Source organism: Streptomyces sp. NPDC042371, from assembly GCF_056437465.1.
On record NZ_JBWKAP010000004.1, the window covers coordinates 131,049 to 151,780 of the forward strand.

The following is a 20,732-nucleotide window of genomic DNA, read 5'->3' on the forward strand; positions in this document are numbered from 1 at the left end:
GGTATCGCCCGGGTGGCCTCGCGTCAGACCAGTTCGCCGTCGCGGGCCACCACCCGGCCGCCGTGCACCACCATGTCCCGCTGCGGCATGTCCACGATCGCCTGCGGGACGCCCTCACCGCGTACGAGGATGAAGTCGGCCGGGGCGCCCGGGGTGAAGTCCGCGTGCTTCAGGCCCATGACGTCCGCGCCGCCGTGGGCGCCCACGCGGTAGCAGTCCGTCAGCTCCTCGTCGAGGCGGACGTCGGTGACCCAGCCGAGGATGTGCGTGCGGTGCAGCATGTCCGCGTTGCCGAACGGGCTCCACGCGTCCCGCACGCCGTCGGAGCCGAGCCCGACGCGCACCCCGTGCTCGTTCAGCTTCGCGATCGGCAGGACCAACGACTCGTTCGGCGCCACCGTCGTCAGGGAGATGTCCAGCTCGCCCAGGTCGGCCGCCATGGAGCCCAGCTCGCCGTCGGACAGGTTCGGCAGGCAGAAGACGTGACTGACCGTCACCTTGCCGTGCAGGGACAGCGCGCGGGTGCGGTCGACGATGGCACGCAGGACCTTCGTGCCCTTCTCGTCCCGGTCGTGCAGGTGGATGTCCACACCCACCCCGTGCCGGTCCGCGAGGCCGAAGACCAGGTCGAGCTGCTCGTCCATCGCGTGGTCGAAGCTGATCGGGTCGATGCCGCCGATGAAGTCGACGAGCCCGGAGCGGGCGGCCTCCTCAAGGAGCTCCGCCGTGCCGGGCGCGCGGACCACGCCGTGCTGCGGGAACGCCACGATCTGCACGTCGAGCGCGTGCCGCAGCCGGTCCCGCGCATGCGCGACCCCTTCGAGGCCCGCCAGGTCGTAGGCCGGTGCCACATCGGCGTGGGCCCGCATCGCACGGGTGCCCCGGGTCACGGCGTGCGCCATCAGACCGTACGCACGCTCGCCGACCGGCCGCTGCTGGCTCTTGAACAGCTCCACGTCCTGGGCGACGTAGTCCGCGATGCCGCTCGCGGGCTTCCGCGTCACCCAGGAGCCGCCCCACGTCGTCTTGTCGGGGTGGATGTGCGCGTCCACGAGGGAGGGCAGCGCGACCCGGCCGCCGCCCTCGACGACCTTGGCGCCCTTGGGGGCGGGCCGGTCGGAGATCCGGCCGTCGACCACCGTGAGGTCCACGGGTGTCCGCGCGCCGAGCGGGCGCACGTTGCGGAAGACGACGGCCTTCCCGTGGCCGTGGTCACCGGACTCGCGCGCGTCGGCGGCCGCGGCCGTGCTGCCGGACGACAGCGCGGCTCCGGTACCGGCCAGGGCGGCGGCACCGGCGAGCATGCCGCGGCGGGACAGGGGGGTCATGGGGACTCCTTCGGGGCGTGCGGGCAGAGGGAAGAGCGACAGGGGAGGGGTGCAGCCATCAGAGCGCGAAGCCCGAACGGACCACGCGCGCGGGCTTCTTGAGGACCGTGACGTCCGACAGCGGATCGCCGTCCAGGAGCAGCGCGTCGCCCGCGAAGCCGCGCGCAAGCCGTCCCACCCGGTCCCCGAGGCCTAGCAGTCGCGCCGCGCCCGTGGTCGCCGTGCGGATCGCGTCGAGGGCGGAGAGCCCCGCCTTGCGCATCAGCTCCACCTCGCGGCCGATGGGATCCACCTTGCCGCCGGAGGAGTCCGTACCGGCCGCGAGCGGCACGCCCAGCTCGTGGGCGGCGAGCACCGCGCGTTCGAGCACCGGCAGATAGGTGCGGCCGCGCTCGGCGAGCACCGGGTCGGCGGACTCGGCGAGCCCGGCGATGGCGGTGAGGGTCGGCGTGAAGTACGTACCCCTGCGCCGCATTTCGCGCAGCGTGCGCTCACCGACGAACGCCCCGTGCTCCAGCGAGCGCACGCCCGCTATGACGGCGTCGTGGCACCCCTTCTCGCTGTAGCTGTGGCAGAGCACGCCCTTGCCGCCGCGCTTGGCGGCCGCGACGACGGCGGACAGCTGCTCGCGGTCGTACACCTGGGCCAGCGGATCCTGTTCGGGGAGCCCGGCGCGTTCGTTGACGCGGGTCTTGATGACATCGGCGCCGCGGGCCAGGTTCACCTCGACGACGCGGCGCAGCGCCTCGGGCGAGCGCACCCCGTCGCGCAGCGTGGCGAGCGGGGTGAGGTCGGGGTCGGCGAGGACCGTGTCGCCGAGGTCGGGCGTGACGAAGATGCCCGCGGCGCGCAGCCGGGGCGCCAGGTGCGGGGCCCGGCGCGCCAACTCCCGTACGGCGATGTCCTGGTAGAAGTTGGTCGAGCCGCTGCGGGCGGTGGTCGCGCCCTTGAGCACGGCGTCCCGCGCCTCGGCGGCGGTGTTCAGGTGGATGTGCGCCTCGACGAGGCCGGGCACGACCCACTTGCCGTGTGCGTCCACCACCTCGGCGCCCTCCGGCACGCGGGTCCTGCCGCGGGCCCCGGCGGCGCGGACGACCCCGCCGACGATGACGACCACGGCGTCCTCGGTGACGTCGCCGGTCGCGGGGTCGAGCAGGGTGCCGCCGTCGATGACCAGGTCGCCGCGAGTGTGTCGGGCGTCGCTGCTCGCGTCCGGGGCTTTGGCGAGGGCGGCGGCGGACGGTACGGAGGCCGAGAGTGCCGCCGTGGTGCCCGCGAGCGCCGCCGCACCCGCGAGGATCCCGCGCCGGGTGAGCCGGGAAGGGGGCGGCGGGGTGTTCTCAACGCACATCGGGCGACTCCAGGGGAGGGGGAGCGGGGGAAAGCGGGAGAGAGCGAGGGAGAGCGGAGGGGACGCGTCCGCCAGTTTGTATACCAATGGCCTGAGCGGCGGCAAGGGTGGGGCGAAGGTGCGGGATGAATTGCAAGGTAAGTACTGAATGCCCCAAGGGGTGCGATGCTCCTGGTATACAACAGGCCTCAAGAGGCGAGGCGATCAGGGCCGCTATAGCGTGACGGGCATCCGCCGCACCGGGGACAGCGAGGAGACCGCCATGTCACTGCAGGTGAGCGCCGTCATGCTCGGCGTCGAGGACTTGGAACGCGCCAAGAGGTTCTACGTCGACGGCCTGGGCTGCGAGGTCGACCAGGACTATCCCGGATTCGTCCGGTGCAGCCTGGGGCCGGGGTCCTCGATGCTGGCGCTGTACGAATGGGAGGCCGCCGCGCGTGACGCGGGCGTCCCCGCGGAGGGGTCCGGATTCCGCGGCGTCTCGCTCCACCACCTCACCGACTCCCGGAACGAGGTGGACGAGACCGTGGAGGCGCCGCGGGCCGCCGGTGGCACGGTGGTGAAGGAACCGGCCGCCACGGAGTGGGGCGGCTACTTCGGATACTTCAGCGACCCGGACGGCCACCTGTGGAAGGTCGCCACCACCGCCTGACGGCGGGCCGCGGGCCGGTCAGCCGGAATCGCCGCCCGCCTCGAAGAGCGACCGCAGCGCGACCGCCTGGCTGTCCCGCACGTGGAGCAGCGTGCTCGCCGCCGCCGTGTCCTCGTCGCCCGCCGCGATCTGCCGGTAGATGAGCCGGTGCTGGGCCCGCATGTGGTCCGGCTCGGCGCGGATGCCGAACAGGAGCTGCAGCTGCCAGCTCAGCTGCTCCATCGTGCGGGCGAGCAGCGGGTTGCCAGACAGGGCGACGATGCCCTCGTGGAACGCGGTGTGGGCGGCGACCTCGCGCGCCCCGTCGTCCGCGTCCGACGCCCGCTCGGCGTGGCCGAGCGTGGCGCGGAGCGCGGCGAGCCCCGGCGGCTCCTCCGGTGCGCAGCGTGCCACCCGGCGGGCCGAGAGCCGGGACGCCTGGACGGCGAGCGGCTCCCACACCTCGTACAGATGCCGTACGTCGTCGGGCTCCAGGCGGCGCACCCGCACACCGCTGTGCGGCAGGAGTTCGAGCAGCCCTTCGGCGACCAGTGAGCGCAGGGCCTCTCGAACGGGGACGCGGGACATCCGCAGTTCCTCGGCGACCTCGCGCTCCACCAGCCGCGCGCCGAGGGCGTAGCGCCGGTCGACGATGCGCTGCCGGACGGCCTCGCGGGCCTGGGCGCTCAGCGACGTCCGTTCGGCGCCGCCTGCTGTTCCGCCCGCCGTCGGGGTGCCGGTCGCCGGGGTGCCGGTCGCGTCACTCGCCGTACTGCCCGCCACGTGCACCGTCCTCCGCTCGGCCCGGGCCCGCGGCCCGGCGGGACGCCTGCCCCGCCGTGGAGGATACGGGTCAGCCTTCGGTGACGCGGCGGTCCACGTACTCGAACACGGAGCCGTCCGGGTGCATCGCGATGAGGTTGCGGCCCGCGGGGGTGGGGACCGGGCCCGCGATGACCCGCGCACCGGACGCGTTCAGGACCATGTACGCCTCGTCGACGTCCTTCACCGCGATGGTCGCCGAGACCTTGCGGAGCACCTCGATCTCCGCCTCCGGCCCGCTCATCAGCAGGAAGCAGCCGATCGCCGCGACGGAGACGCCGCCGCGCTCGAAGCGCATGGCCTTGCCGCCCGCGAGCCTTTCGTAGAACGCGACCGAGGACTCCAAATCCTCGACGCAGATCCGCAGCGTGGTTCCCAGGATCTCCATGATTGGAACGCCCTCACCTCTTCGACCTGCCACCGGCCTATCTGACCCGGCACCGGCTCCGCAACGATTTCATGATTGCCCGGCCGCCCGCCACCGCCTCCGGCGAGAAGATCCGCCAACTCCCGTACGCCCCAAGCGCGTCGGAAGCACGCCTGAAGCACGTCGGAGGGCGGCACCGTGCGGTGCCGCCCTCCGTTCGCCGTGCTGCCGCCCTCAGTCAGGACTGGGGACGGCTGCCGTGGTTCGCGCCGTTCTTGCGGCGGGCCTTCTTCTTACGGCGTCGCTTCGAGGACATGGATACCTCCGTCTTTCCGATGGTGCTTCCCGGGTGCGAATCCGGACGATCACGCCCCGCCTACCCTAGGGGACAACAGGTCATGGTGTGTCCTGCGTCACCCTGTGGGGTGGGGGGCGCACGTGGGGTGTTCGCCGTTAAGCCGCCGGTGCGCCGGGTACCCGGGCGCCATGACTGGTCCAGAGAATCCACTGTCCGGCCTCGACAAGGGCCTGACCGACGAACTGGTGCGGACGATCCGCGCCGAACTGCGCGAAGAGCTCCGCGAGCAGACCAGGAAGCAGCGGCGCAAGGTCACGCTCTACGCGGCCTCCGGCGCCGCCGCCCTCTACGCGGGCGCCGCGACCGCCCTGGCCGTCGGCCTGGCCATCGCCCTCGGCCTGCCCGGCTGGGCCGCGGCCCTCATCGTGGCCGCCCTGCTCGGCGCGGCGGCGCTGCTGCTGCGCAACGCGGCCCAGCAGGGCCATGGGCGGGACACCGGGACGACGCCCGGCGCCGAAGCACTGCCCGAGCCGGGCGGCAGCGGCCTGACCGCCCCCGCCACTCCTGCTACTCCCGCCCCTCCGGCAGCCCCTGTCACTCCGCCGGGCGGACCCGCCGCGCCCGAGGTGCCGCCCATGCCGCCCACCGCACCTCCGACGGGCCGCGCCGACGTCCCCGGCCGCCGAACCGCCTGAGACCGATCCCGCGCCCACCCCCGAGTCATCGATACAGCAGCCCGGCCGCAGCCACGTATCAACCGACGCTCAACCACGCATCACACGACCCGGAACTCCTCGACCTCCCCCGTCCGCAGCTGCAGACCGTGCCCGATGCCGCCGTCCGGGCGGATCACGCCCCCGGTCGGGTCGAGCGCCCCGTCGAAGAACATCGACTCGATCCGCACGTGGTCGTGGAACCACTCGACGTGCCGCAGGTTCGACACGCACGCGGCGACCGCGGCATGCGCGTGCGGCGCGCCGTGCGCCGAGACCTCCAGGCCGTGCGACTGCGCGAGAGCCGCGGCACGCAGCCACTCCGTGAGGCCCCCGCAGCGCGTCGCGTCCACCTGGAGGCAGTCCACGGAGGGGATCATGCGGGCGAAGTACGGGAGGTCGTACCCGTACTCTCCCGCCGTCACGTCGCACACCAGCGCGTCCCTGACCAGCGCGAGCCCCCGCAGGTCGGCCGACGACACCGGCTCCTCGAACCAGCCCACGCCGTGCTCGGCGAGCACCCGGCCCACCCGCACCGCCTGCTTGCGTGTGTAGCCGCCGTTCGCGTCGACGTACAGCTCGGCCTGCGGGCCGATGACGTCCCGCGCGGTGCGGACCCGGGACACGTCGCGGGCGGCCGCCCGGCCCCAGCCCTCCCCGACCTTTATCTTGACGCGCGGTATGCGCTGGCCGTGCACCCAGCCGTTGAGCTGAGCCGCCAGATGCGTGTCGTGGTACGTCGTGAAGCCGCCGCTCCCGTACACGGGAACCTCGGCGCGGGCCGCCCCGAGGAGGCGTACGAGGGGCAGCTCCAGGAGGCGCGCCTTCAGGTCCCACAGCGCGATGTCGACCGCCGAGATCGCGCACCCGGCGGCACCGGCCCGGCCGGTGTTGCGGACCGCCTTCGTCATCGCGTCGTGCGCGGCGGGGATGTCGAGGGCGTCGAGCCCCTGGACCACGGGGGTGAGCAGCTCGTCCACCAGGGTGGCCACGGACGCGGGGGCGTAGGTCCAGCCGGTCCCCGTCGCGTCGCCCGCCGTGATCTCGACGACGACGATGGTCGTGGTGTCCCAGGACAGGGTGCCGTCGGCCTCCGGCGCGTCCGCGGGCACCGTGTACGCGGAGACGGCGGGTCGTTCGATGGGGACTTCCTGCTTCATCGGACCGTTCCTCAGTCGTGCCCGTCGGGAGCCGACGGCGCGAGCCGTCACCGGGGAGGGCGGGCGGGGCGGGGTGGATACGGCTGCGGGTAACCCCGGGACGCGGCCGCAAACGGCGGTCGCGCGGCGTCCCTCCTGCGAGGTATTCGCGCCCAGCACAGGGGAGTGAGGCGGTCCGGACCGGGGTTTGGCGTCCGCCGCGCAGGGGCACGCGGGGGGTCCAGACCCCGCCGGATTCGACCCCTTTCGACCCGCCGGAGGAGCGCCGTGAGCCGATCCCGCATCGTCGTCGTCGGAGCCGGCTTCGCCGGTTACCGCACCGCCCGCACCCTGTCCCGGCTGGCCCGCGACAGGGCCGACATCACCCTGCTCAACCCGACCGACTACTTCCTCTACCTGCCGCTCCTGCCTCACGTCGCCACCGGCGTCCTGGAGCCGCGCCGCGTCACCGTCTCCCTCTCCGGCACGCTGCCCCACGTGCGCCTCGCGCTCGGCGAGGCCGACGGAGTCGACCTGGAGCGGCACCGGGTGACGTACACCGACCCGGAAGGGGGGCGCGGCGAGCTGCCGTACGACCGGCTCGTCCTCAGCGTGGGGAGCGTCAACAAGCTGCTGCCCGTGCCGGGCGTCGCCGAGCACGCGCACGGCTTCCGCGGCATGCCCGAGGCGCTGTACCTGCGCGACCACATCACCCGCCAGATAGAGCTTGCCGCCGCGGCGCCGGACCCGGAGACGTGCCGGGCCCGCTGCACGTTCGTGGTCGTCGGCGCGGGCTACACCGGAGTCGAACTCGCCGCGCACGGACGGCTGTTCACCGACGAACTGGTGCGCAAGCAGCCGCTGCGGCAAGGCATGCGCCCCCGCTGGCTGCTGCTCGACATCGCGGGTCGCGTGCTCCCCGAACTCGACCGGCGTCTTTCGGTCACCGCCGAGCGTGTCCTGCGGCGGCGCGGTGTGGACGTCCGCACCAGGACCTCGGTCAAGGAGGCCACATCGGACGGGGTGCTCCTGGACGACGGGGACGCCGTCGATACGCGCACGCTCGTCTGGTGCGTCGGCGTACGTCCCGATCCGCTCGTCGCCGGACTCGGACGGCCCCTGCAGAAGGGGCGCCTGTGCGTCGATGCCTGCCTCCAAGTGCCGGGCCACCCCGAGGTGTTCGCGTGCGGCGACGCGGCGGCCGTGCCCGACCTGACCAGGCCCGGCGAGCTCACCCCGATGACCGCGCAGCACGCCTGGCGGCAGGGCGCGACGGCCGGGCGCAACGTCGCCGCGTCCCTCGGCGTCGGCACGCGCCGCGCCTACCGCCACCGCGACCTGGGCTTCACCGTCGACCTCGGCGGCGCCCAGGCCGCCGCCAACCCGCTCGGCGTGCCGCTGTCAGGAGCGCTCGCCGGAGCCGTCACCCGCGGCTACCACCTTGCGGCCCTGCCGGGAAACCGTGTCCGCGTCGCCGCGGACTGGCTCCTGAACTCCGTACTCCCGCGCCAGGCCGTCCAGTTGGGCCTGGTCCGCTCGTGGTCGGTGCCCCTGGAATCCGCGTCCCCCGAACTGGCCCGCCTGCCGCACCCGGACGAGCACGACCGCGACCGTCACCCGCAAGTCCCCGGCCATTCGCCACCCAAGGAGGAGCCCGATGACGAACAACAGTGACCAACTCGAATCCATCGCACGGCAGTTGCGGGTCGACTCGGTGCGGGCCGCGGCCGCCGCGGGATCCGGCCACCCGACCTCGTCCATGTCCGCTGCCGACCTGATGGCGGTGCTCATCGGGCGCCATCTGCACTACGACTTCGACCGGCCCGACCACCCCGGCAACGACCGGTTCATCCTCTCCAAGGGTCACGCCTCACCGCTCCTGTACGCCGCGTACAAAGCGGCGGGGGCGCTCACGGACCACGAGTTGCTCACCTTCCGCGAGCGGGGCAGCCGTCTAGAAGGGCACCCCACGCCCCGCGCCCTGCCCTGGGTCGAGGTCGCCACCGGCTCGCTGGGGCAGGGGCTGCCCGTCGGCGTCGGCATGGCCCTGTCCGGCAAGCGGCTCGACCGGATCCCCTTCCGCGTCTGGGTGCTGTGCGGCGACAGCGAGCTGGCGGAGGGGTCGGTGTGGGAGGCCGCCGAGCACGCCGGGTACGAGCACCTCGACAACCTCACCGCGGTCGTCGACGTCAACCGGCTCGGCCAGCGCGGACCGACCCGCCACGAATGGCAGTTGAGCGCCTACGCCGATCGCTTCAGGGCCTTCGGCTGGCACGTCGTCGAGACCGACGGGCACGACGTCGACGCCGTCGACCGCGCCTGTCAGGAGGCGCGCTCCACCGTCGGGCAGCCCACCGTCGTCCTCGCCCGCACCGTCAAGGGCCGGGGAGTCGCCTCCGTGGAGAACCGCGAGGGCCTGCACGGCAAGCCGCTGCCGGACCCCGAGGCGGCGGTCGAGGAACTGGGCGGCGTACGCGACGTACGCGTGGAGGTCCGCAGGCCCGCCGCCGCCCGTGCCATGCACACCGTGCGCAGCGGCCACCTCGAACTCCCGCGGTACGCCCTGGGCGAGGCCGTCGCGACCCGCACCGCCTACGGCCAGGCGCTCGCCGCGCTCGGCACCGCACGCGGCGACGTGGTCGCCCTGGACGGCGAGGTCGGCGACTCGACCCGGACGGAGTACTTCGCCAAGGAGCACCCCGACCGGTTCTTCGAGTGCTACATCGCCGAGCAGCAACTCGTCGCCGCAGCAGTGGGGTTGGCGGCGCGCGGCTGGGTGCCGTACGCGTCGACGTTCGCCGCGTTCCTCACCCGCGCCCACGATTTCGTCCGGATGGCCGCGGTGAGCGGCGCCGACATCAACCTCGTCGGCTCGCACGCCGGTGTCGCGATCGGGCAGGACGGCCCGTCCCAGATGGGCCTGGAGGACCTGGCGCTCTTCCGCGCGGTGCACGGCTCCACGGTCCTGTACCCGTGCGACGCCCACCAGACGGGACAGCTCGTCGCGTCGATGGCCGGGCTCGACGGGATCAGCTACCTGCGTACGTCGCGTGGGGACGCGCCCGTCATCTACGGGCCCGAGGAACAGTTCCCCATCGGCGGCTCCAAGGTGCTGCGCGCCAGTGACGCGGACCGGCTCACCGTGGTCGCCGCGGGCGTCACCGTCCACGAGGCGCTGGCCGCCGCGGCGGCACTCGACCGCGAGGGCATCGCGGTGCGCGTCGTCGACCTGTACTCCGTCAAGCCCGTCGACCGCGCCACCCTGCGCGAGGCGGCCGAACGCACCGGCTGCCTCATGACCGTCGAGGACCACCGGGAGCAGGGCGGCCTCGGCGACGCGGTCCTCGACGCGTTCACCGACGGCAGGCCCGTGCCGCGGCTGGTGCGGCTCGCGGTGCGGACGATGCCCGGCTCTGCCTCGCCCGAGGAGCAACTGCACGCCGCGGGCATCGACGCGGAGTCGATCGCGGCGGCGGCCCGGCTCCTGGTGGAGGAGGGGGTGGTCCGTTGAGTCCGAGGGGCCCAGAGCTCTTCTGTGCGGCGGTCAGCGGGAACCTCCGCCTCTGAACCAGGAGTTGGCCGCCGGGCGGAACATCAGCACCGTCGCCGTGAGCGCGGCGGCGAGGTGCAGCACACCGCCGACCCCGGACAGGACGTCGACGAACCCCGGTGGCCACCGCGACGAGTTGAGCGCCAGACCGAGCAGGGCCAGCGCGCCGGTCGCCCCGAGCCCGCCGACCAGCGCCCAGCGTGCCCAGCGAACGCCCTGGCGCATCCGCACCGCCAGCAGGACGGTCGCCGCGAGCACCGCCATGTGGAGCGGCAGGAGCGACAGGAGCGGGAGTCCGCCGACGGCCGTCATGAAGACGCCCGCGGCGGCCGCGGTGAGCCAGAGCGCGAAGGCCGTCTTCACCACGCCGGGAGCCGGTGACTCGTCGGGGCCCGGGAGCATGCGGGCCAGGGGGAGCGCCAGGGGGCGCGGCTCGTGGGAGCGGGGCCGGGGGCGAGGGGCCCTGGGGAGACCGGTGCCGGGCGTCGCGTGCGTGGTGCGGGCGGCGCCGGTGGGGTGCGTCGTGTCGGTGTGGTGCGTCATGGCGGGCCTCTCAGGCGCGGGATCCGTTGTGGGACTTCGATCCTTCCGGTCAGGCCGCCCCGGGGCACGCCCGTCGGCCCCCGGTTTCTGGGTGGTGCCAGCCACCCTCTCGACCAGGGCGAACCCCACCCCGCACCGCTGAATCCCAAGCTGCGCGCGCTGCGCGGCCGAGTGTCGCGGTATCCGGCCGGATACGGACCGACCACGTTTGGCCAAGGCTCAGCGGGTAACTCGGTCGTCGAGGTGAACATGGTCAAGTCGAGGTGAACATGGTCAATACGCCACGTAAAGCCACAGACAGCAAGTCATCAGCTCAAAAGACATCAGCTCAAAAGACATCCGAGAGCAAGGCGCCGGAGAGCGAGAAGGCATCGCTGCCGGGCCCCATGGCAGTCCTCCGCAACGCCCGCGAGCAGCTCGCGGAGCTGACCGGTATGACGCCCGAATCGGTGTCCTCCTTCGAACGCACCGAAGACGGCTGGCTGTTGGAGATCGAGGTCCTCGAACTGTCCCGTGTCCCCGACACGATGAGCCTCCTCGCGAGCTACGAGGTGCAGTTGGACCCGCAGGGCGAACTCACGGGCTACCGCCGCCTGCGCCGCTACGAGCGCGGGCGCTCGGAGCCCCGCGGCACCGGCGCCCATTAGGACCGAAGGACCGAAGGACCGAAAGACAGACCGCACAGAACCCCGAGAGAACCCGAGAGCAGAACAAGACCAAGGAGGCACCGTCGGCATGACCGTAGTCCCGGCACAACAGTCCGGCGGCGGAGGCGGCACCAGTGGCCTGTACGACGTCGTGGAGCTCATCCTCGACCGAGGACTCGTCATCGACGCCTTCGTACGCGTTTCGCTCGTCGGCATCGAGATCCTGAAGATCGATGTCCGTGTCGTCGTCGCGAGCGTCGACACCTATCTCCGGTTCGCCGAGGCGTGCAACCGCCTCGACCTGGAGACCGGACAGAAGAAGGACCCCGGACTGCCCGGCCTCGTCGGCGAGATCACGGAGTCCGGCGCCAAGGGCAAGTCCAAGGGCGCGCTCTCCGGAGCCGCCGAGACCATATCGGACGCTTTCAAGCAGTCCCGTGAAGAGGGCGATCGGCAGAGCGAGGAGCGGCCCCGGGCCCGGCGCTCGACCTCCCGCCGGAAGGAGGAGCAGGAGTGACCACGTACGTGTACGGCATCGCGAGCAGCTCCCACCCGGCGCTGCCGGACGGCATGGAGGGCATCGGCCGACCGGCCTGCCCCGTGCGCGTCCTGAAGAACGGCGACCTCGCCGCCATCGTGAGCGACGCCCCCGAGGACCTCAAGCCCAAGCGGCGTGATCTGCTCGCGCACCAGAACGTCCTGTCGGAGGCCGGAGCCGCGGGCGCCGTGCTCCCGATGCGCTTCGGCAGCCTCGCACCGGACGACGACACGGTCGTCTCCGTGCTCGGCGAGCGCGCAGGCCACTACGAGGAGCGGCTCCGTACGCTCGACGGCAAGGTCGAGTACAACGTGAAGGCCACCCACCACGAACAGGCCGTACTGCACCAGGTTCTCGCCGAGAACCCGGAGCTGCGTGCCATGGTCGAGGCCAACCAGCGCCAGGGCGGCGGCACCCACGAGCAGAAGCTGCAGGTGGGCGAGATGATCACCGCCAGTGTGCGGGCCCGCGAGACGAGCGACGCCGTCCAGGTGCGACGCGCGCTCGAACCGGCCGCCGAAGCGGTCGGTGAGGGCCCCGAGAGCACCGGCTGGCTGGCGAACGTCTCGTTCCTGGTGAACCGCAAGACCGCCGAGGGCTTCCTCTCGGCCGTCGAGGAACTCCGGGCCTCGCAGCCGCACTTGGACCTGCGGGTGCACGGTCCGCTGCCCCCCTACAGCTTTGTCGACCCCGGGCCTTCCGAGCCCGCGGAGTGACGGCGACGGCATGGGGCTGATCGGCGAACTGCTCCTCCTGCCTCTGGCCCCTGCCCGCGGCTCCCTCTGGGTGCTCAGGCAGGTGGTCGACGAGGCGGAGCGGCAGTACTACGACCCCTCGGCGATCCGTCGTGAACTCTCGCGCCTCGAGGAACTCCTGGAGGCGGGGGAGATCGACGAAGCCGAGTTCGAGCGGTGCGAGGACGAGCTCCTCGACCGACTGCAGCACAGCACAGGACGGGACTTCTGATCATGAACCGACTAGCAGTGGGCCTGGCCGTGGGCGCGGGATACGTCCTCGGACGCACGAAGAAGGCCAAATTCGCGTTCGCCGTCGGCAGCATGGTGGCGGGCAAGCGGCTCAACCTGAGCCCGAAGGCGCTGGGCCAGCTGGTGACCCAGCAGTTGGAGAACAATCCGCAGTTCAAGGAGATCGGCGACCAGCTGCGCCAGGACTTGCGGGGCGTGGGCAAGGCCGCCACCGGATCCCTCCTCACCCGGCAGCTCGACGGCCTCGCCGACCGTCTGCACGACCGCACCCTCGGCGTCCAGGACCGCATATCAGGTGTGGTGCCGGACGACGTCAAGGACGTGAAGGGCGCCAAGGGCGTCAAGAGCGTCGTCGGCAAGGACGAAGAGGAGGAGGCCGAGGGCCGTAACGAGGACGAGGTCGGCGAGGACGAGGGCGAGAAGGCCACGTCCGATTCCGAGGCCGCGTCCGATTCCGACTCTGATTCCGCGTCCGGGAACGGTTCCGGGCCCCGCTCCGAGCGGTCCGGGCAGCGCAAGAAGGCGCCGGCGAAGAGGTCCGCACCGAAGACGGGAGCGAAGTCCACCTCGAAGCCCGCCCCGAAGGCGGCCGCGAAGAAGGCTCCGGCCAAGAAGACCGCGCAGAAGACGGCGCGGAAGAGCACGGCCGCTGCCGCCGGAGGCACCGCCCGCAGGGCCACCTCGTCGGCTCGCTCGGGCGGCGGCCGGACGAAGGGAGGCAGCGACCATGGCTGAAACACAGCTGAGCAACATCACGCACAGCCCGGCCGCCGACCGCCTGAAGGAGGAGGCGCAGGCCTACCTCATGGCGCAGGCCGAGCGCATGCTCGTCGGCGTCGGTCACCGGCTCGGCGACGCCACCGTCAAGCTGAACGACATCGCGGAGGGCAAGAGCCCCGGCTTCGGCAAACTGGCGGCCCAGGCGGGCAAGAAGGTCGCCGAGGGCAAGGGCCCGGTGCGCAGCGCGCTGGAACTCGGCGGCGGCCACCTGAAGGACAAGGTCACCGACGCCTTCAAGGGTCTCGGCGGCAAGCGCAAGAAGGGCGGCGCGGGCCAGAAGCCCACCGTCATCCTGGAGTACGTCGATGTCGGCGTCCCGCTGCGCGAGGCGTACGACCAGTGGACCCAGTACCAGGAGTTCTCCACCTTCGCCAAGGGCGTCAAGGGCGCCACCGTGGCGAGTGACACGGACTCCGACTGGAAGCTCAAGGTCTTCTGGTCCAACCGCAGTTGGAAGGCGCACACCACCGAGCAGGTGCCGGACCAGCGCATCACCTGGACCTCCGAGGGCGGCAAGGGGACGACGAAGGGAGTCGTCACCTTCCACTCGCTCGCCGAGAACCTCACCCGGGTGCTGCTGATCATCGAGTACTACCCGAAGGGCCTCTTCGAGAAGACCGGCAACATCTGGCGCGCCCAGGGCCGCAGGGCCCGCCTGGACCTCAAGCACTTCGCCCGGCACATCACGCTGCGCGGCGAGGCGAGCGACGGCTGGCGCGGAGAGATCCGCGACGGCGAGGTCGTCGTCAGCCACGAGGACGCGGTGGCCGAGGAATCCGAGGAACCCGAGAAGACGGGGCACGGCGCGGAAGGGGCAGAGGCAGAGGGCGAGTACGAGTCCGACGAGGAGCACCCGGAGGACGAGCCGGAGTCCGAGTACGACGAGTACGACGAGGATGGCGAGGGCGAAGAGGCCGAACGCGAGGACGAGCCTGCGGAGGAGTACGAGGAAGAGGACGAGGCTGAGGACGAGGTCGAGGAGGGTGCCCCCGAGGAGGAGGCCGAGGACGAGCCCGAGGGCGAGTACGACGAAGAGGCCGAGTACGACGAAGAGCCCGAGGCCGACGACGAGAGGCAGCGCGAGTACGCCGGGTCGGCCGGTGGTGGGCGGGACCGTCGATGACGGCGTCCCCCGGCAGCGGGCTCCCCGGCCCGTACGGCAGCGGCGGTGGCGGGGCCAACCTCGCCGACATCCTGGAACGCGTCCTGGACAAGGGCATCGTCATCGCCGGTGACATCAAGATCAACCTGCTCGACATCGAACTGCTCACCATCAAGCTCCGCCTCATCGTCGCCTCCATCGACAAGGCCAAGGAGATGGGCATCGACTGGTGGGAGGACGACCCGGCGCTCTCCACCGGGGCGCGCCGCGCCGAACTCTCCCGGGAGAACGCCGAGTTGAGGCAGCGTCTGGCGGAGCTCGAAGAACGGGAAGCCCTGGAGCCTGCCCAGAAGGAGACACGTGAGCGCCGCAAACGATGACCCGAACGGCGGCGGACCGCACCACGACGACCTGCGGTACGTCTACGCGGTCTGCCGCCCCCTCGCCGCACCGCTCGCCGCCGACCTCACCGGGGTCGGCGGCGAGCCGCCACGCCAGCTCGTCCACGGGGACCTCGTCGCCCTGGTCGGCCCGGTGCCGGAGCGGGACTTCGCGGAGAAGCCCCTGCGCGCGCACCTCGAAGACCTGGACTGGCTCTCCGAGACGGCCCGCGCGCACCAGCGCGTGATCGACGCGCTCACCACGGTCACCTGTCCGCTGCCCCTGCGCCTCGCGACCGTCTTCCGGGACGACAGCGGCGTACGCGCCATGCTGGAGGACGGGGCCGAGCGCTTCCACCGCGTCCTGGAGCGGATCGACGGACGCGTGGAGTGGGGCGTGAAGGTCCACATGGAGAGCGACCACGTGGACAACGAGGTGAGCGCGGAGAGCGGCAAGGCCGTCTCCGGGCGGGACTACCTGCGTCGACGGCGCGGTCAGCGCACGGCCCAGGAGGCGAACTGGCAGCGGGCCGAGGCCTTCGCACAGGCGCTGCACGAGCGGCTCGCGGGGCGGGCCGACGGCTCTCGGCTGCACGCGCCGCAGAATTCGGAGCTGTCCCGCGCACCGGGCCGCAACGTGCTCAACGCGGCCTATCTGGTGCCCCGCACCCACTCCGAGGAGTTCGTCGAGCTCGTGGACCGCACCAAGGACGACGAGCACGGGACGAGCGGCCTCCGGGTGGAGCTGACGGGGCCGTGGGCGGCGTACTCCTTCACGGGCGACGCGGGGGAGCCGGGCGACGAAGAGGACACGTCCGTATGACCGTCGTCGAACGCCGGGAAGTCGCCCTGGTCGATCTGCTCGACCGGCTCCTCGCGGGCGGCGTGGTCATCGCGGGTGACATCACCCTGCGGATCGCGGACGTCGACCTCGTACGCATCGACCTGAACGCATTGATCAGTTCGGTGAACGAGCAGGTGCCCGCGCCGTGGCCGGAGACGGAGTAACCCATGAGTACACACGCACACACAGACGCGCACGCAGACTCAGACACGAACACCGACCGCCGCAAGCGCATGAACCTCGACCCCGACACCGTGGAGAGGGACCTGGTGAAACTGGTCCTGACCATCGTCGAGCTGCTCCGTCAGCTGATGGAGCGGCAGGCGGTGCGCCGCTTCGACACCGGTGAGCTGACCGAGGACCAGGAGGAACGGATCGGCCTCACGCTGATGCTCCTGGAGGACCGGATGGCCGAGCTCCGGGGCCGGTACGGGCTGCGGCCCGAGGACCTCAATCTGGACCTCGGGCCGCTGGGCCCGCTGCTCCCCAGGGAGTGAGGAGGGGGGCGAGGCGTCACTTCCGGCAGAGGACCTCGCCGTGCAGTACCGCGAACCACGCGTCCTCGCGCGCGCCCCACTCCCGCCACGCTGCGGAGACCGCGTGCAGCCGCTCGGCGTCGGCGTGGCCGCCCTCCAGCGCGCGGTCGGCGTAGGCGGAGGCGAGCGTGCGGTCCGCCCACAGCCCGCTCCACCAGGCGCGCTCCTCCTCGGAGCTGTAGCACCAGGTGTCCGCGGTCGCGGTGACGTCGGTGAAACCGGCCGCCAGGGCCCAGGACTTGAGACGGCGCCCCGCGTCGGGCTCGCCGCCGTTGGCGCGGGCCACCCGCCGGTACAGGTCCAGCCAGTCGTCCATGGCGGGCAGTTGCGGGTGCCAGGTCATCGCCTCGTAGTCCGCGTCGCGGACCGCGACGATGCCGCCGGGCTTGCAGACCCGCCGCATCTCGCGCAGTGCCCGCACCGGATCGCCGACGTGCTGGAGCACCTGGTGGGCGTGGACGACACAGAAGGAGTCGTCGGGATAGTCGAGGTCGTGCACGTCGGCGACCGCGAACTCCACGTTGTCCAGGCCGCGTTCGGCGGCGTGGGCGCGTGCCTGGTCCAGGATGTCGGGGGCGCTGTCCACGCCGGTGACCCGGCCGTCCGGGACCAGCGCGGCCAGGTCGGCGGTGATGGTCCCGGGGCCGCAGCCGATGTCGAGGACCGCCATGTGGGGCTTGAGTGAACCGACCAGATAGGCGGCCGAGTTGGCGGCGGTGCGCCAGGTGTGGGAACGCAGCACGGACTCGTGGTGTCCGTGTGTGTAGACGGCGGTCTCCTTCGGCATGGCGGAGCTCCTTCGTGTGCGACTACGGGAACCGTACGCCGCCATGCCGAATAGTGAGACCTGCGTATCAATATGTGGTCAGTGCATGCTGAGCGAGGTCAGCGGACGCCGATGTCAGCGGACACCTGTCAGCGGGCGGTACACGGTCAGCGCCTCCGGTAGCTTGTCGATCATCAACGAGCCCTCCACGTGCGTCACTTCGCCGTCGAAGGCCACGGTCGTGCCCTCGCCGAGCCCGTCCACCCGTAGCCGGGGCAGCCGCGCGGCCGCCTGCGCGGGGGAGCGGACCTCGGGCCCCGTCACCGCGGCGGCCAGGAGCCGGGCGCCCGGCCTGCGCCCGCCGTGGACTATGCGCACGTCGAGCAGCCCGTCCGCCAGGTCGAGCCTGCGGCCAGGGGTGAGACCCGGGCGGTGGTAGGTGCAGTTACCGGCGAACAGCAGCCACAGCGCCCGCTCCTTGCCGCGGAACTGGGCGACCATCGGACGCTCGTCGGAGCGCAGCACCTTGAGCGCCGCGAGCACCGACGCGGGCTTGCCGCCGATGCGCGGCGACCAGTGCTCGCGCTGCCGCACCAGCTCCGGGTAGACGCCCAGGCTGAACGTGTTGAGGAAGTACCCCTCCTTGGGCTCCCCGGACTTCGACCCGTCCGCGGTGAAGCGGCCGACGTCGACGGCGACCGCGTCGCCCGCCTCCACCGCGCCCGCAAGATCGCGGGCGTCCTCGACCCCGAGGTCGTACGCGAAGTGGTTGAGCGTGCCGCCGGGCAGCACCGCGAGCGGCAGGCCGTGGTGGAGCGCGACGCGGGCCGCGGCGTTGACCGTGCCGTCGCCGCCGCACACACCGAGGACCTGGGCGCGGGCCGCCGCCTTCTCCAGCTCGGCGCCCACGTCGGCGGGCTCCGCGACGACGACCTCCGCCTCCGGCAGCGCGTCCCGCAACGCCTTCACGCGCTGCGGGGTGCCCGCCCCCGTGTTGGTCACCAGGACAAGACCGGCACCGCCCGGCAGCGCGGGCGCCGTCACCCGGGGCCGTCCAGGCGGCGCCAGCTGCGCCCGCGTCGGGACCAGACCGCGCACCGCGAACGCCGCGCCCGCGCCCAGCGCGCCGCCCACCAGGACATCGCTCGGGAAGTGCGCCCCGGTGTAGATGCGGGAGACCGCGACGGCGGTCGCGAGCGGTGCCACGGCCGCGCCCCAGGCCCGCGACTCCAGCGCCACCCCGGTGGCGAACGCGGCGGCGGACGCCGCGTGGCCGGAGGGGAAGGACGTGGTGATCGGCTGCCGCTTGAGCTGGCGTATCAACGGCACCGAGTCGAGCAGCGGTCTGGCGCGGCGCACCGAGCGCTTGCCCAGCGTGTTGATCGTCGCGGAGGCCAGGGCCAGCGAGGCCACGCCGCGCAGGGCGGCCCGCCGGGCCCGCGGGGTGCGGGTCGCGGTGATGCCCGCGGCCGCCGCGAACCACAGCACACCGTGGTTGGCGCTCTGGCTGAGCCGGGGCAGCACCCGGTCGGCGCCGGGCCAGTGCCGCGTGGCGACCGCTTCGAAGAGCCTGCTGTCGAAGGAGACGAGACGGGCCTTGACCGGGCGGTGCCCGGCGGCGGGACGGGACAGGTCGAGACCGGAGACGTCCGGGGAGTCAGCGCACATGGCGCTCACGTACCCCCACCTGTGCCGTTCAGGCCGCCCCGACAGGCAAACGGTTTGCCCGGGCACCCGTCGGCCACGGAGAATCCCGCTCATGGGACATCTGGAAGCCGCACACCTCGAGTACTACTTGCCGGACGGGCGGGCGCTGCTCGGTGATGTGTCCTTCCGGGTCGGCGAGGGCGCGGTCGTCGCCCTGGTCGGGGCGAACGGCGCGGGCAAGACCACCCTGCTCCGGCTGATCTCCGGCGAGCTCCAGCCGCACGGCGGCAGTGTCACCGTGAGCGGCGGCCTCGGTGTGATGCCGCAGTTCGTGGGCTCCGTGCGCGACGAGACCACCGTGCGTGACCTGCTCGTCTCCGTCGCCCAGCCGCGGATCCGCGCGGCCGCGAAGGCCGTGGACGCCGCCGAGCACGCGATCATGACGGTGGACGACGAGGCCGCCCAGATGAAGTACGCGCAGGCGCTCTCCGACTGGGCGGAGGTGCAGGGGTACGAGGCGGAGACGCTCTGGGACATCTGCACCATGGCCGCGCTCGGCGTGCCGTACGACAAGGCTCAGTTCCGCGAGGTCCGCACGCTCTCCGGCGGTGAGCAGAAGCGCCTAGTCCTGGAGTCCCTGCTCCGCGGCACCGACGAGGTGCTGCTCCTGGACGAGCCGGACAACTACCTCGACGTCCCCGGCAAGCGCTGGCTCGAAGGCCAGCTGAAGGAGACCCGCAAGACCGTCCTGTTCGTCTCCCACGACCGGGAGCTGCTCGCCCGCGCCGCCGAGAAGATCGTCAGCGTCGAGCAGAGCCCCGAGGGGGCCGACGCATGGGTGCACGGCGGCGGCTTCGGGACGTTCCACGAGGCCCGCAAGGAACGCTTCGCGCGCTTCGAGGAGCTGCGCCGCCGCTGGGACGAGAAGCACGAGCAGCTGAAGAAGCTGGTCCGCACCCTGCGCCAGGCCGCCGACGTCAGCCACGAAATGGCCTCGCGCTACCACGCGGCCCAGACCAGGCTCCGCAAGTTCGAGGAGGCCGGGCCGCCGCCCGAGCCGCCGCGCGAGCAGGACATCACCATGCGACTGCACGGCGGACGGACCGGCATCCGGGCCGTGACCTGCGAGAACCTTGAGCTCACCGGGCTGATGAACCCCTTCGACCTGGAGGTCTTCTTCGGCGAGCGGGTCGCCGTCCTCGGCTCGAACGGCTCGGGCAAGTCGCACTTCCTGCGGCTGCTCGCGGGCGACTCCGAGAATCCCGTCGCGCACACCGGCACCTGTAAGCTCGGCGCGCGCGTCGTGCCAGGACACTTCGCGCAGACCCACTCCCACCCCGAGCTGATGGGCCGCCCGCTCCTGGACATCCTGTGGCGCGAGCACGCGCAGGACCGCGGCGCCGCGATGTCCCGGCTGCGGAGGTACGAGCTGACGCAGCAGGCCGAGCAGAACTTCGAGCGGCTCTCCGGCGGCCAGCAGGCCCGCTTCCAGATCCTGCTGCTCGAACTGGAGGGCTGCACGGCCCTGCTCCTCGACGAGCCCACGGACAACCTTGACCTGGAGTCCGCCGAGGCCCTCCAGGAAGGCCTGGAAGCCTTCGAGGGCACGGTCCTCGCCGTCACCCACGACCGCTGGTTCGCCCGCTCCTTCGACCGCTATCTGGTCTTCGGCAGCGACGGCCGGGTCCGTGAGACGCCGGAGCCGGTGTGGGACGAGCGACGGGTCGACCGCGTGCGGTAGACCCGCCGCCCGTGCCACAGCCG

At 72.3% G+C, this 20,732-nt stretch carries 24 protein-coding genes; 15 read left to right on the forward strand and 9 right to left on the reverse strand.

All coding sequences use genetic code 11. From position 1 onward, the window contains the following. Positions 1-23: 23 nt before the first annotated feature. Positions 24-1,328 carry an amidohydrolase gene (locus tag AC068B_RS13690; protein ID WP_478671486.1) on the reverse strand — a complete coding sequence of 435 codons (1,305 nt, stop codon included), beginning with the start codon at positions 1,326-1,328 and terminating at the stop codon, positions 24-26. A gap of 58 nt (positions 1,329-1,386) precedes the next feature. Beyond that, positions 1,387-2,679, reverse strand: a complete 1,293-nt coding sequence (locus tag AC068B_RS13695; RefSeq protein ID WP_478671488.1) for an amidohydrolase family protein — start codon at positions 2,677-2,679, stop codon at positions 1,387-1,389. 262 nt (positions 2,680-2,941) lie between these two features. Here AC068B_RS13695 and AC068B_RS13700 point away from each other — a divergent pair, with 262 nt between their 5' ends. Further along, positions 2,942-3,331: a VOC family protein gene (locus tag AC068B_RS13700; protein WP_478671490.1), complete on the forward strand. Its 390-nt coding sequence runs from the start codon at positions 2,942-2,944 to the stop codon at positions 3,329-3,331. Positions 3,332-3,349: 18 nt separating this feature from the next. Here AC068B_RS13700 and AC068B_RS13705 read toward each other — a convergent pair whose 3' ends face one another. From AC068B_RS13705 to AC068B_RS13715, 3 genes are all read right to left on the reverse strand, one after another. After that, entirely contained in the window at positions 3,350-4,099 is a 750-nt protein-coding gene (locus AC068B_RS13705; protein WP_478671491.1) for a GntR family transcriptional regulator, read from the reverse strand. Positions 4,100-4,163: 64 nt separating this feature from the next. Then, positions 4,164-4,520: a VOC family protein gene (locus tag AC068B_RS13710; RefSeq protein ID WP_356266985.1), complete on the reverse strand. Its 357-nt coding sequence runs from the start codon at positions 4,518-4,520 to the stop codon at positions 4,164-4,166. Positions 4,521-4,737: 217 nt separating this feature from the next. Then, the gene (locus AC068B_RS13715; RefSeq protein ID WP_370443954.1) at positions 4,738-4,815 is read right to left on the reverse strand and encodes a 50S ribosomal protein bL37; all 78 of its coding nucleotides are present in this window, start codon (positions 4,813-4,815) and stop codon (positions 4,738-4,740) included. Positions 4,816-4,985: 170 nt separating this feature from the next. Here AC068B_RS13715 and AC068B_RS13720 point away from each other — a divergent pair, with 170 nt between their 5' ends. Beyond that, a complete protein-coding gene (locus AC068B_RS13720; RefSeq protein ID WP_478671494.1) occupies positions 4,986-5,492 on the forward strand; it encodes a phage holin family protein in 507 nt (168 codons plus the stop codon). 80 nt (positions 5,493-5,572) lie between these two features. Here the strand turns inward: AC068B_RS13720 and AC068B_RS13725 are convergent, their stop codons facing one another. Next, a complete protein-coding gene (locus tag AC068B_RS13725) occupies positions 5,573-6,670 on the reverse strand; it encodes an enolase C-terminal domain-like protein (RefSeq protein WP_478671495.1) in 1,098 nt (365 codons plus the stop codon). Between the two features lie 267 nt (positions 6,671-6,937). On the opposite strand from AC068B_RS13725, the gene AC068B_RS13730 reads away from it, so the two are divergent. Together AC068B_RS13730 and AC068B_RS13735 are read left to right on the forward strand one after the other, a co-directional pair. Next, positions 6,938-8,323 (forward strand): NAD(P)/FAD-dependent oxidoreductase, encoded by a 1,386-nt coding sequence (locus AC068B_RS13730; RefSeq protein WP_478671496.1) that lies wholly within the window; start codon positions 6,938-6,940, stop codon positions 8,321-8,323. Beyond that, the gene (locus tag AC068B_RS13735) at positions 8,307-10,160 is read left to right on the forward strand and encodes a transketolase (protein ID WP_478671499.1); all 1,854 of its coding nucleotides are present in this window, start codon (positions 8,307-8,309) and stop codon (positions 10,158-10,160) included. The genes AC068B_RS13730 and AC068B_RS13735 overlap by 17 nt, the downstream gene beginning before the upstream one ends. Before the next feature lie 33 nt (positions 10,161-10,193). On the opposite strand, the gene AC068B_RS13740 is transcribed toward AC068B_RS13735, so the two are convergent. Continuing rightward, positions 10,194-10,742 carry a hypothetical protein gene (locus tag AC068B_RS13740; RefSeq protein WP_478671500.1) on the reverse strand — a complete coding sequence of 183 codons (549 nt, stop codon included), beginning with the start codon at positions 10,740-10,742 and terminating at the stop codon, positions 10,194-10,196. A gap of 269 nt (positions 10,743-11,011) precedes the next feature. On the opposite strand from AC068B_RS13740, the gene AC068B_RS13745 reads away from it, so the two are divergent. The 10 genes from AC068B_RS13745 to AC068B_RS13790 all read left to right on the forward strand — a co-directional run bounded on the left by AC068B_RS13745 (position 11,012) and on the right by AC068B_RS13790 (position 16,516). Further along, positions 11,012-11,389 carry a gas vesicle protein GvpO gene (locus AC068B_RS13745; RefSeq protein ID WP_478671502.1) on the forward strand — a complete coding sequence of 126 codons (378 nt, stop codon included), beginning with the start codon at positions 11,012-11,014 and terminating at the stop codon, positions 11,387-11,389. Positions 11,390-11,477: 88 nt separating this feature from the next. After that, positions 11,478-11,906, forward strand: coding sequence for a gas vesicle structural protein GvpA (locus AC068B_RS13750; RefSeq protein WP_356266966.1), 429 nt, complete (start codon positions 11,478-11,480; stop codon positions 11,904-11,906). Continuing rightward, on the forward strand, positions 11,903-12,643 hold the full coding sequence (locus tag AC068B_RS13755) for a GvpL/GvpF family gas vesicle protein (protein ID WP_478671505.1): 741 nt from the start codon (positions 11,903-11,905) through the stop codon (positions 12,641-12,643). Before AC068B_RS13750 ends, AC068B_RS13755 begins: the two co-directional genes overlap by 4 nt. A 10-nt stretch (positions 12,644-12,653) precedes the next feature. After that, positions 12,654-12,893, forward strand: a complete 240-nt coding sequence (locus AC068B_RS13760) for a gas vesicle protein GvpG (protein ID WP_356266962.1) — start codon at positions 12,654-12,656, stop codon at positions 12,891-12,893. A 2-nt stretch (positions 12,894-12,895) separates the two neighbouring features. Next, complete coding sequence (locus tag AC068B_RS13765) at positions 12,896-13,648, forward strand: hypothetical protein (protein WP_478671507.1); 753 nt, start codon at positions 12,896-12,898, stop codon at positions 13,646-13,648. Next, positions 13,641-14,816 (forward strand): SRPBCC family protein, encoded by a 1,176-nt coding sequence (locus AC068B_RS13770; protein WP_478671509.1) that lies wholly within the window; start codon positions 13,641-13,643, stop codon positions 14,814-14,816. Before AC068B_RS13765 ends, AC068B_RS13770 begins: the two co-directional genes overlap by 8 nt. Then, the gene (locus tag AC068B_RS13775) at positions 14,813-15,175 is read left to right on the forward strand and encodes a gas vesicle protein (protein WP_478671510.1); all 363 of its coding nucleotides are present in this window, start codon (positions 14,813-14,815) and stop codon (positions 15,173-15,175) included. The genes AC068B_RS13770 and AC068B_RS13775 overlap by 4 nt, the downstream gene beginning before the upstream one ends. Continuing rightward, entirely contained in the window at positions 15,156-15,998 is an 843-nt protein-coding gene (locus AC068B_RS13780; RefSeq protein WP_478671512.1) for a GvpL/GvpF family gas vesicle protein, read from the forward strand. Before AC068B_RS13775 ends, AC068B_RS13780 begins: the two co-directional genes overlap by 20 nt. Then, positions 15,995-16,183, forward strand: coding sequence for a gas vesicle protein (locus AC068B_RS13785; RefSeq protein WP_055567556.1), 189 nt, complete (start codon positions 15,995-15,997; stop codon positions 16,181-16,183). The genes AC068B_RS13780 and AC068B_RS13785 overlap by 4 nt, the downstream gene beginning before the upstream one ends. A 3-nt stretch (positions 16,184-16,186) precedes the next feature. Beyond that, the gene (locus tag AC068B_RS13790) at positions 16,187-16,516 is read left to right on the forward strand and encodes a gas vesicle protein K (protein WP_478671514.1); all 330 of its coding nucleotides are present in this window, start codon (positions 16,187-16,189) and stop codon (positions 16,514-16,516) included. A gap of 16 nt (positions 16,517-16,532) precedes the next feature. Here AC068B_RS13790 and AC068B_RS13795 read toward each other — a convergent pair whose 3' ends face one another. Next, positions 16,533-17,342, reverse strand: coding sequence for a class I SAM-dependent methyltransferase (locus AC068B_RS13795; RefSeq protein WP_478671515.1), 810 nt, complete (start codon positions 17,340-17,342; stop codon positions 16,533-16,535). 114 nt (positions 17,343-17,456) lie between these two features. Then, positions 17,457-18,989, reverse strand: coding sequence for a phosphatase PAP2 family protein (locus AC068B_RS13800; protein ID WP_478671517.1), 1,533 nt, complete (start codon positions 18,987-18,989; stop codon positions 17,457-17,459). 91 nt (positions 18,990-19,080) lie between these two features. On the opposite strand from AC068B_RS13800, the gene AC068B_RS13805 reads away from it, so the two are divergent. Continuing rightward, positions 19,081-20,709, forward strand: a complete 1,629-nt coding sequence (locus AC068B_RS13805) for an ABC-F family ATP-binding cassette domain-containing protein (protein ID WP_478671519.1) — start codon at positions 19,081-19,083, stop codon at positions 20,707-20,709. The last annotated feature ends 23 nt before the right edge of the window (positions 20,710-20,732 follow it).